Annotated in this window: 10 protein-coding genes and 1 rRNA gene; 6 read left to right on the plus strand and 5 right to left on the minus strand. The window is 68.3% G+C overall.

Going from position 1 to position 10856, the window contains the following annotated elements; all coding sequences use genetic code 11:
• Window positions 1–8: 8 nt before the first annotated feature.
• Genes AC5P7A_RS16345 through AC5P7A_RS16355 form a run of 3 tightly spaced genes read left to right on the plus strand, consistent with a single transcriptional unit; the run spans window position 9 to window position 3524 of the window.
• The gene (locus AC5P7A_RS16345) at window positions 9–1844 is read left to right on the plus strand and encodes a GspE/PulE family protein (RefSeq protein WP_134809447.1); all 1836 of its coding nucleotides are present in this window, start codon (window positions 9–11) and stop codon (window positions 1842–1844) included.
• Window positions 1816–2562 carry a glutamine amidotransferase gene (locus AC5P7A_RS16350; RefSeq protein ID WP_014648904.1) on the plus strand — a complete coding sequence of 249 codons (747 nt, stop codon included), beginning with the start codon at window positions 1816–1818 and terminating at the stop codon, window positions 2560–2562. Before AC5P7A_RS16345 ends, AC5P7A_RS16350 begins: the two co-directional genes overlap by 29 nt.
• A 50-nt stretch (window positions 2563–2612) precedes the next feature.
• On the plus strand, window positions 2613–3524 hold the full coding sequence (locus AC5P7A_RS16355; protein WP_014648905.1) for a BPSS1780 family membrane protein: 912 nt from the start codon (window positions 2613–2615) through the stop codon (window positions 3522–3524).
• 85 nt (window positions 3525–3609) lie between these two features.
• On the opposite strand, the gene tatC is transcribed toward AC5P7A_RS16355, so the two are convergent.
• From tatC to AC5P7A_RS16375, 4 genes are all read right to left on the minus strand, one after another.
• Window positions 3610–4359: a twin-arginine translocase subunit TatC gene (gene tatC / locus AC5P7A_RS16360; protein WP_005420449.1), complete on the minus strand. Its 750-nt coding sequence runs from the start codon at window positions 4357–4359 to the stop codon at window positions 3610–3612.
• Window positions 4356–4814, minus strand: coding sequence for a Sec-independent protein translocase protein TatB (gene tatB / locus AC5P7A_RS16365; RefSeq protein WP_032957854.1), 459 nt, complete (start codon window positions 4812–4814; stop codon window positions 4356–4358). The genes tatC and tatB overlap by 4 nt, the downstream gene beginning before the upstream one ends.
• Window positions 4815–4829: 15 nt before the next feature.
• The gene (gene tatA, locus AC5P7A_RS16370; RefSeq protein WP_014648907.1) at window positions 4830–5057 is read right to left on the minus strand and encodes a Sec-independent protein translocase subunit TatA; all 228 of its coding nucleotides are present in this window, start codon (window positions 5055–5057) and stop codon (window positions 4830–4832) included.
• A gap of 75 nt (window positions 5058–5132) precedes the next feature.
• Window positions 5133–6032, minus strand: a complete 900-nt coding sequence (locus AC5P7A_RS16375; protein WP_046433307.1) for a lipid-binding SYLF domain-containing protein — start codon at window positions 6030–6032, stop codon at window positions 5133–5135.
• A 165-nt stretch (window positions 6033–6197) separates the two neighbouring features.
• On the opposite strand from AC5P7A_RS16375, the gene hemH reads away from it, so the two are divergent.
• From hemH to AC5P7A_RS16390, 3 genes are all read left to right on the plus strand, one after another.
• Entirely contained in the window at window positions 6198–7160 is a 963-nt protein-coding gene (hemH, locus tag AC5P7A_RS16380; protein ID WP_032957857.1) for a ferrochelatase, read from the plus strand.
• Entirely contained in the window at window positions 7157–8011 is an 855-nt protein-coding gene (locus tag AC5P7A_RS16385) for an alpha/beta fold hydrolase (RefSeq protein WP_032957858.1), read from the plus strand. The genes hemH and AC5P7A_RS16385 overlap by 4 nt, the downstream gene beginning before the upstream one ends.
• 290 nt (window positions 8012–8301) lie before the next feature.
• A complete protein-coding gene (locus AC5P7A_RS16390; RefSeq protein ID WP_111205394.1) occupies window positions 8302–10407 on the plus strand; it encodes a methyl-accepting chemotaxis protein in 2106 nt (701 codons plus the stop codon).
• A 351-nt stretch (window positions 10408–10758) separates the two neighbouring features.
• Here the strand turns inward: AC5P7A_RS16390 and rrf are convergent.
• Window positions 10759–10856: ribosomal RNA gene (gene rrf, locus AC5P7A_RS16395) — 5S ribosomal RNA — on the minus strand; the annotation flags it as partial.

Genomic DNA, 10856 nt, shown 5'->3' on the forward strand with positions numbered 1-10856 from the left:
GCAGGCAGATGGAACATCGGCTGCCGGTGGGCACGCCCGGCGAGCCAGGCGACATCCCGCTGCCGTGGGGCCGCCTGCATTTCGAACAGGTCTGCGCAGCGCTGCTGGCCGATGGCCTGGTGGCCGAGCACGACGTCGAGCGCATGCGGTTTTCCGCACAGGGCGCGCGCAACGCCAGTGAAGTGCACCCGCTGGTGTTGCTGTCCAACCTCAAGCTGGCCGCCCGCGACGGTGGCGAACTGACCCTGGAACGCCTGACCGAATGGCTGGCCCGGCGCACCGGCAGCCGCTACCTGCGCATCGATCCGACCCGGGTCGACGTCGCTGCGGTCACCGCGCTGGTCTCCCATGCCTACGCCCGCCGCCACCGCTTCCTGCCGCTGGCGGTGGATGCCGAACGGGTGCTGGTGGCCACCAGCGAGCCGCTGGTGCAGGAGTGGCGCCGCGACCTGCAGCACCTGACCCGCCGCAGCATCGAGCTGGCGGTGGTCAATCCGCTCGACCTGCACCGCTACACCATGGAGTTCTACGGGGTGACCCGCTCGGTGCGTGGCGCGCGCGGCGATGTCCGCGGCGAAGCCAGCACCACCCTGCCCAGCTTCGAGCAGCTGGTCGAGCTGGGCCGTACCGGCGACGTCAATGCCGACGACCAGCACATCGTGCACATCGTCGACTGGCTGCTGCAATATGCCTACGAACAGCGCGCCTCGGACATCCACCTGGAACCGCGCCGCGAGATGGGGCGCATGCGCTTCCGCATCGATGGCGTGCTGCACAAGGTCTTCGAGGTGCCCCCGGCGGTGATGACCGCCGTGGTCAGCCGCATCAAGGTGCTCGGCCGCATGGACCTGGCCGAACGCCGGCGCCCGCAGGACGGCCGCATCAAGACCCGCTCGCCGGGCGGCCGCGAGGTCGAGATGCGCCTGTCGACCATGCCCACCGCCTTCGGCGAGAAGTGCGTGATGCGCATCTTCGACCCGGATGCCGCCTTCAAGAGCATCGACCAGCTGGGTTTCAGTCCGCAGGAGGCCGCCGGCTGGAATGCACTGGTCGAACGCCCGCACGGCATCGTGCTGGTCACCGGCCCGACCGGCTCAGGCAAGACCACCACCCTGTATTCCACGCTGAAGCGGCTGGCCACGCCGGACGTGAACGTGTGCACCGTGGAGGACCCGATCGAGATGATCGCGCCCGAGTTCAACCAGATGCAGGTGCAGGCCAACATCGACCTGGACTTCGCCAGCGGCGTGCGCACCCTGCTGCGGCAGGACCCGGACATCATCATGATCGGCGAGATCCGCGATCTGGAAACCGCGCAGATGGCGGTGCAGGCCTCGCTGACCGGCCATCTGGTGCTGTCCACGCTGCATACCAACGACGCGCCGTCGGCGGTCACCCGCTTGCTCGACCTGGGCGTGCCGCACTACCTGCTGGCCAGCACCCTCAACGGCATCCTCGCCCAGCGCCTGGTGCGCACCCTGTGCCCGCACTGCAAGCAGCCGCACACCCTTGGTGCTGCCGACTGGGCGGTGCTGGCTGATAGCCAAGCCGCATATCCAGATGCCGCCACGCCCTGTCGGCCGGTTGGTTGCCTGGAGTGCCGGCGCACCGGTTTCCTCGGCCGCATCGGCCTGTATGAGTTGCTGCCATTGGGCTCGCGGCTGCGTGGGCAGATCCGCGCCGACATGGATCTGGCCGGTTTCACCCGTGCCGCGCGGGCTGAAGGGGTGCGAACCCTGCGCCAGGCCGGGCTTGAAAAGGTGGCGCAGGGGCTGACTACAATCGAGGAAGTCCTGTCAGTCCTGCCGCCCCCGGATGAACCCAGCCCCGTTCCTGATCCTTGAAACCGGCCGACCGGTGCCGTCGCTGCGCCGCTACGGGCGCTTCCCTCACTGGATCCGGGTGGCCGCCGGGCTGGAAGAGCACGAGACGGTGGTGGTCGATGTCGAACACGGGGATGCCCTGCCCGACCCGCATGCCTTCGCCGGCGTGCTGGTGACCGGCTCGGCCGCCTTCGTCACCGACCACGCCGAATGGAGTGAGCGCAGTGCCGCATGGCTGCGCCAGGCCGCCCACGACGACTTGCCCGTGTTCGGTATCTGCTACGGACACCAGCTGCTGGCGCACGCGCTGGGTGGCGAGGTGGCCTACAACCCGGCCGGGCGCGAGTCGGGCACGATCGAACTGGAGCTGCAGCCGCAGGCCGCGCAGGACCCGCTGTTCCAGGGCCTGCCGCAGCACTTCGCCGCCCACGCCACCCACCTGCAGACCGTGTTGCGCGCGCCCGACGGCGCCGAAGTACTGGCACGCTCGCCGCTGGATGGCTGCCATGCCTTCCGCTGGGGGCGCCAGGCCTGGGGCGTGCAGTTCCACCCCGAGTTCGCCACCCACCACATGCGCGGCTACGTGCGTGCCCGCGCCGACTGCATCGGCCGCCATGGCGGCTGTGCCCGCAGCATCGAGCGCGCGGTCAGCGCCGCACCGCTGGCGCGCCAGCTGCTGCGCCGCTTCGTTCGCCAGGCGCGGCTGTCTTCAGCCCAGCCGGCGGCAAAACAGGGATAATCGGCGGCACGGGCAAGCGCCCGGCCCCCTCCTGTCCTTCCCGGATGTCCATGAAAGAGATTCGCAAGCTGCCGGCCTCGGCGGGCGCCCAGTGGTTGCTGGATACGTTCTCGCTGTATCGGCGTGCGCCGCTGCAGCTGGCCCGGATCGGTCTGACCTGGCTGCTGGTGAGCTGGGTGGTCACCCTGTTGTCGACGCTGATTCCCGGCGCTGCCGGCATGGCCGTGCAGCTGATGACCCTGGCCATCTCGCCGATCATGTTCGGCGGCATGCTGTACGCCGTGGGTGAGATCGACGAAGGTCGCCCGGGCCTGGCCTCGCACCTGCTGCAGCCGATCCGCGACCACCGCGTCAGCCACCTGCTGGTGCCGCTGGCGATCCAGGTGCTGGCGGTGCTGCTGCTGGGCGCGCTGCTGTTCCTGATGATCGGCCGCGAAGGCTTCACCGCCTTCAGCGAGGTCATGACCAAGATGGAAGAGATCAGCCGCAGTGGCCAGCAGATCAAGCCGGACGATGCCGCGGCGCTGGTGGCCAACCTGCCGGCCAAGCGCATCGCACTGTGGATGCTGCTGGTGTTCCTGAGCGCGGTCGCACTGTCGCTGGCAATGTTCACCCAGCCGGCGCTGGTGGTGTTCGACAAGCAGAGCGGCATGCACGCGCTGCGCCTGAGCCTGCAGGGCTGCATCGAGAACATCGGCGCAATGATCGTGTTCGCCGTGCTCGGCCTGATCGCCGCGTTCTGCATCTACATCCTGTTCGTGATCGTGATCCAGATCGCGATGCTGATCGGCGGCCCGCTGGCCGCCGCCTTCATCGCCCAGCTGGTGCTGACCACGGTGCTGATGCCGCTGTATGTCGGCGCGGTCTACGCCGCGTGGAAGCAGATGTTCGTGCACCGTGGCAGCCGCGCCGCACCGCCGATCCCGACCACGCCGACCTCGAGCGACATCTTCCACGCCTGATGAAAAAAGGGGACGGAGGGGATTAAGTCGTTAGCTGCACACACTGGGCATAAACGACTTAATCCCCTCCGTCCCCTTTTTTCTTTCAGGCGGCGGGCTTCTTGACTGCCGACGACGGCACCAGCCAGCGTGCGGCGTGGATGCCCAGCTCATAGAGCAGGCACATCGGGATCGCCAGCATCAGCTGCGAAACCACGTCCGGCGGGGTCAGCACCGCCGCCAGCACGAAGATGCCGACGATCGCGTAGCCGCGGCCTTCCTTGAACTGCTGCGGCGTCACCCAGCCCAGCAGCACCAGGATCACCATCGCCACCGGCAGTTCGAAGCTGCCGCCGAAGGCGAAGAAGATCGCCAGCACGAAATCCAGGTAGGCATTTGCATCCGGGGTGATCGCAATCACGTCCGGGCTGAAGGTGGTGAGGAAGTGGAACACCGCCGGCAGCACCAGGAAGTAGGCAAAGGCACAGCCGGTGTAGAACAGCAGCACCGAGGACACCAGCAGCGGCACCGCCAGGCGCTTCTCGCGCGCATACAGGCCGGGCGCGACGAAGGCCCACAGCTGGTACAGCAGCCACGGCACCGCCACGAACAGGGCAACGAAGAAGGTCAGCTTCAACGGCGCGAAGAAGGCGCCGGCCGGATTGGTGGCAATCATCGTCTGCCCGTTCGGCAGCTGCGAGACCAGCGGCTCGGCCAACGCGTTGTACAGCTTCTGGGTGAACGGCAGCAGCGCCAGCAGCACCACGCCCAGGCCCAGCAATGCGCGCACCAGGCGGCCGCGCAGTTCCACCAGATGTTCGACCAGCGAGCTCTCGCCGAAATCCTGTTCACTCATGGCTGGCGCTCCGTGCGCGGCGGCGGCGGCGCACCGGCTTCAGGGGGTGTCGCCGGCGTCGGCTCGGGAGCGACGCCCTCCTGTACCGGTGCATCGGCACGGGTCAGGCCGCTCATATGCGGCGGCAGATCCGCAGGCGCCGGTGCGCGTACCTCCTGCGCCAGCGTATCGCCCTGCTGCTGCGCCTCCTGCGCTTCGCGACGGATCGCTTCGCCGCTGGCACGCAGCTGGTTCTCGGTGTCCTGCATGCCCTGGCGAACGTCCTGCATCTGCCGCTTGATCTCCTCGGCCTGCAGTTCGCGCTCCAGTTCCTGTTTCACCGAATCCCATTGATTGCGGGCGCGACGCACCCACAGGCCGGCAAAGCGGGCCGCCTTGGGCAGGCGCTCGGGACCGAGCACCACCAGGGCGACCACGGCGATCACCAGCAATTCGCTGAAGCCGATATCAAACACCGCGACCGCTCCGGATCAGCGAGGGGTGCGGTCGTGCTCGTCCTGCGCGGTGCGCGAGGCGTCCTGGCTGCGCGACTCGTCGCCCAGCTGCGCGTTCGGCTTGTCGTCGTCGCGCATGCCCTTCTTGAATTCCTTGACCGCCGAACCGAGGTCCTTGGCGCCACTGGTCAGGCGCTTGGTGCCGAACACCAGCAGGACGATGGCCAGCACGACCAACCAATGCCAGATGCTGAAACTGCCCATAAAGACGCTCGTTACGTTAGTGATCAGGCTGTCGAGCATAGCGCACCGGCTGTTAGCCGGCGCGCGTGACGAAAGTCAGTTTCCGCCCAGCGTTTCCGTGCGGATTTCGCCGTCGTTGACCGGCTGGAAGCCCTGCTGCTGCGGCGGCGGGTTCTGCGGAACGTTCTGCAGCGGCGCGGTGGTGGCTTCGGCCGGGGCCGCCGGTGCTGCCTGAACAGGCGCAGGCACAGGGGCGGCAGCCGGCGCCGGCGCCGGACGCGGTGCATTGCCACCGTTGCCGTTGCGGTTGTTGCGGGCGGCGTAGGTGGCCTCTTCCAGGCGATCGCGGAAGGCGACCACGTCCATCGACGGCGAACCGACGGCGCGACCTTCGAAGATCATGCGCGGCGTGGTGTTGCTGCCGTAGGCGTCAAGGTTGGCGGCATCGTCGATCTGCAGCACCGCGCCATCCAGCGCAACACCGGCGAACAGGCCGCGCGCGCGCGACCACGACCAGATCTCGGCCTTCAGCTGGCCGTCGGTGGCGGCGGCGGCATTGCGGCCGACCGGACCGGCGGCAACGCCGGCATCGGCGCCAAGCGTGAACTTGCCATTGACCAGGTTGTCCAGGCTGCGGTCGTTGCGGAACACCAGCACCACGTCCGAAGACTGGACGCCGGCCTGGAAGCCGATGCTGCCACCGGTCAGCTTGACGAATACCGGGCTGGACCAGGCGCCATTGGGCATGCGCACCGACATCAGCCCGTGGCCGCGACGACCGCCAATGACCAGGCCGGCCTTGATCGTGTCGGGAATGACGATGACCGCGCGGCCTTCGTCGAGCAACTTGTCCGGAATTCCCTGTTCAGGGATTTCCTGGATCTCCGCCAGCACGCGCACGGCATTGCGGGCGCGCTGGTCTTCCTGCGGTCCGGCCATGGCCTGGCTGGACAGCAGGCTGGCGGCGATCAGCAGGGCTTGGATCGGGCGACGCATGGCAGGCTCCAGAAGTCAGTCCATAGGAAGATATAGCAAGTGACTGAAATTAGTAGTGTTGTCATGAATCGCCAATGAGCGCTCCCCGCTCACATAGATGCCCGCTATGCCTGCAATCCGAACCCTGCATCCCGGTGCGACACCGGATCGGCGACAATGCACCCCATGCTCGACGCACCCGATACCGCCGTGCTGGCGGTCAACCTAGGCACGCCCGATACGCCGACGGCCCCCGCCGTACGCCGTTACCTGGCCGAATTCCTGTCCGACCGCCGCGTGGTCGCGATCCCGCCACTGCTGTGGCAGCCGCTGCTGCGCGGACTGATCCTGCCGCTGCGCAGCAGCCGTTCGGCGGCCAAGTACGCCCAGGTCTGGCTGCCGGATGGCTCACCGCTGATGGTCCATACCCGGCAGCTGGCGCAGGCGATGCAGGCCCTGCTGCCAACCCTGAAAGTGCGCCACGCAATGCGCTATGGCGAACCGGCCCTGGCCCACGAGCTCGACCGCCTCGCCGGCGAAGGCGCACGCCGCATCGTGGTGCTGCCGCTGTACCCGCAGTACTCCACCACCACCACCGCCTCGGTCGAGGACCGCGTCGACGCCTGGCAGCGGCGCAACCCGGGCGTGACCGTCAGTCTGGTACGCGACTACTCGGTCGACCCGGGCTGGGTCGAGGCCGTTGCCGGCTCGATCCGCCGCTACTGGGAACAGCACGGCCGCAGCCAGAAACTGATGTTCTCCTTCCACGGCATCCCGCAGCGCCTGGCCGACGCGGGTGATCCGTATCCGCAGCGCTGCGAGGCCAGCGCGCAGGCCATCGCCAACGCGCTGGGCCTGGGCAAGGACGACTGGCAGATGGGTTACCAGTCGCGCTTCGGCCGCGAGCGCTGGCTGCAGCCTTACGCTGAGCCGAGCCTGTGGGCGTTGGCCGAATCCGGTGTGAAGCAGATCGACGTGGTCTGCCCCGGCTTCGCCACCGATTGCCTGGAAACGCTGGAAGAAGTCGCGATGGGCTTCACCGAAACGCTGGCCGAACGTGGCGCGACGATGCGCTACATCCCCTGCCTCAATGCCGAACCGGAACACGCGCGCGCCCTGGCACGACTGGCCGTGGCCTCGCTGGCATGAGTCTGCAACCCTTTGAACTCGAGGTGGGCGGCACCCGCGTCGCCGGCCTGCGCAACAGCGGCGACGGCCCGCGCGTGCTGGCCCTGCATGGCTGGCTCGACAATGCCGCCAGCTTCGTGCCGCTGGCGCCGCACCTGGCGTCGCTGCAGCTGGTGGCGATCGACCTGCCCGGCCATGGCCACAGCGCGCACCTGCCGGCCGGTGCCAGCTACACCACGGCGGCCGCGATCTGCCACGTGCTTGATGTGGCCGACGCCCTGGGCTGGGACCGCTTCAGCCTGCTCGGCCATTCGATGGGCGCCGGCATCGCCAGCCTCACCGCCTCGGTCAGCGACCGCGTCGAACGCCTGGTGGCGATCGAAGCTCTCGGCGGCCTGCGCGGCCCCGAAGAAGAGACCGCCCATCGCCTGCGCGAGCACGTGAACGCAACCCGTGCGTTGGCGCGCAAGCAGCTGCGCGTGTTCCCCGACCTGGCCGCGCCGATCCGCGCACGGATGATGACCAACCAGCTCAGCGAACCGTGCGCACGACTGCTGGTCGAGCGCGGCGTGGAACCGGTCGAAGGCGGGTATCGCTGGTGCAGCGATCCGCGCCTGATGCTGCCCACCGCGATCCGCCTCAGCGAGGGCCAGATCGACAACCTGCTGCAGGCCATCGCGTGCCCGACACAGGTGATCTATGCCACGCCGGCGCAGTCGTATTATCCCGAGCCGATGCGCAGCGATCGCCTGCAGCACCTGCGGGATGGCCGGCTGGCAGTGTTTCCCGGCAACCATCACCTGCACATGGAAGATCCGGAACAGATCGCAGGCGTGATCCTGCACTTCTTCAGCAACGACAACGCCGGCTGAGCGCAGGCGTCCGCGCGCTTCACTCCGCGCGTTTGCGGCCGATACATCAGTTGCGGGCCCCTGCGCCCGCTGCACGCGGGCCCGGTCGGTCCTGCGGCATGTGTCTGGTTCTGCAAGGAAGTCCGCATGCCCGCTCTGCTGCACCGTCACCCACAGGATGTGGCCGCGGTGTCCCCTCTCCGCGTCGCTGATCGCGCCGCATCCCTCGAATTCCCGGCACCCGCCCTCGTCACGCCCTGCTGCGTGCGTTGCGGCGTGCTCGTTGTCGTCTGCTGACCCAGGAGCCTCCGATGTCCATTGCATCCGCCCGTCCCCCCGATACCGCCCGCCTGTCGCACCTGCAACAGCTCGCCCGCGGTGCTGACCGCCGCCTGCTGACCGGCAGCGCGGCACTGGCCGTGACCGGGCTGGTGCTGGCCCTGCGCGGTCCGCACGGTGTGGCCGCCGCGTTGGCCGCGGGCGCTGTGCTGCCCGCCTTGTGGCTGGCCGGTCCGCTGGCAGGCCGCGGCATCGCCCGCAACGCCCTGGCGATCCTGGTGGCGCTGCAGCTGGCCCTGTTGTCCGCGATCACCGGCCTGTCGCCGGCGTTGCCGATCGCCCTGCTGCTGGGCGTGCTGCTGGGCCATCGCGATCGTCTGCCGGTGTGGCTGGCCGGTAGCATCGGCACGCTTGCACTGCTGGCCCCGCTGCCGGCCGGTGCTGCGGTGGGGCCGGCGCTGCTGCAGGCCGCGATGCTGGCCGGCCTGACCCTGTTCCTTGGCCAGGTCGCACTGCGGCTCCGCCAGCAGACCGAAGCACTTGGCCACGGTCCCCGCCGGCTGGCCGCGCTGGCGCGCGACATCGCCACCGGCGCCGATCTTGGTGCACATGCTGACACCACCGCCTACGCACCGGGTTCGCTGGCCCATGCGCTGGCCGACACCGCACGCCATGTGCAGGCCCAGCGTGGACGCGAAGCGGAGGCACACGCCGAGAACGCGCAGATCCGCCAGGCCCTCGATGCCTCGCGCACCGCGATGATGATTGCCGACAACGATCACGTGATCCGCTACGTGAACCGCTCGGTGGTGGCCCTGCTGCGCAACCAGCAGGCAACGTTGCGCCAGGCCTTCCCCGATTTCGATGCCGAGCGCCTGGTCGGTAGCAGCATCCATCGCTTCCACGCCAACCCGGACCGGATCCGCGCCATCCTCAATGGCCTGCAGGTCAGCCACAACGGCAAGGTACAGATCGGCCCGGTGCACTTCGCACAGGTGGTTACTCCGGTCTTCGACGCACAGGGCCTGCGCCTGGGCTTCGCCGTGGAGTGGCATGACCGTACCCATGAGCTCGCCTTGGAGAACGCCGTCGCCGGCATCGTCGCGGCCGCCGCCGCCGGCGACCTCGACCAGCGCCTGCAGGCAACCGAAGGTGCCAGCTTCCTCGATGGCCTCACCGGTGGCATCAACCAGCTGCTGGATACGTTGGGCAGTACGGTTGACGAGGTGCGGCAGATGCTCTCGGCGCTGGCCAGCGGCGATCTCGATCGACGCATGCATGGCGAGTATCACGGCGCCTTTGCCGCGATCCAGCGCGATGCCAACGCCACCGCCGGCCAGCTGGCGCGCATGGTGGGCCGTATCCAGCAGTGCGCGTCCTCGATCAGCACCGCTGCCAGCGAAATCGCTGCGGGCAATGGCGCGCTGTCCGAGCGCAGCGAGCGCCAGGCAGCGCACCTGCAGGAAACCGCCGCTTCGATGGAAGAGCTGACTGCCACCGTGCGCCAGAACGCTGCCCATGCGCGCGAGGCGAGCCAGCTGGCGATCACCACCCAGAGCGCCGCCAGCGATGGCAACGTCGCCATGCAGCGGGTCGTCGACACCATGCAGGCGATCGAGGGAGCCTCGAAGCGGATCGGCGACATCACTGGCGTGATCGATGGCATCGCCTTCCAGACCAATATCCTCGCGCTCAACGCGGCAGTGGAGGCCGCCCGTGCCGGCGAGCAGGGCCGTGGCTTCGCGGTGGTGGCCAGCGAGGTGCGCGTGCTGGCGCAGCGCTCCGCCGCCGCCGCACAGGAAATCAAGAAACTGATCGATGAGGCGGGTCGCCAGGTGGGCGAAGGTGCCCAGCTGGTGGCCGATGCGGGCCAGCGGATGCAGGGCATTGTCGGGGGCGTTGAGAATGTCAGCCACCTGATGCACGAGATCTCGGCGGCCTCGCAGGAGCAGTCGGTCGGCATCGAGCAGATCAACCAGACCGTGGTGCAGATGGACCAGGCGACGCAGCAGAATGCCGCGCTTGTGGAGGAAGCCACCGCGGCCGCACGCGAGCTGCAATCGCAGGCGGGTACGCTTACCGAGGCGGTATCGGTGTTCCGCCAGCAGGAACCGCACGAGGTCTCGCGGGCCGCCTGATCCGGGCCTGCAGTTCCATCCCGGTCAAGACGGCGCCCGCAGGGCGCCGTTTTTTTGCCTGCTTTTGCGTGATGGGTCAGGAAAGTCCGCTTCCGGACCTGCCGTGAGGAGCGACCAACCCTGGCTGGCGCCGCATCCACACACGGCGTGGATCTACTGTGCGCCCGCATGCCCTCGGTAGTCGCCAACCCTGGTTGGCGCTGGGGCTGCCCGCGGAGAATATCCACGCATGGCGTGCATCTACCGGCCGGTGTGCAGCTATGGCGGTGCCGGCCGGCGGCCGGCACTACCCGCATGTTCTGCGCACAAAGAAAAACCCCGCTGCGCAAGCAGCGGGGTTTTGGGTATAAACCCTGGCGATGACCTACTCTCGCATGGCTTGAGCCACACTACCATCGGCGCAGCTGCGTTTCACTTCCGAGTTCGGGATGGGATCGGGTGGTTCCACA

It is taken from the genome of Stenotrophomonas sp. YJH_SMC_65 (assembly GCF_059369475.1).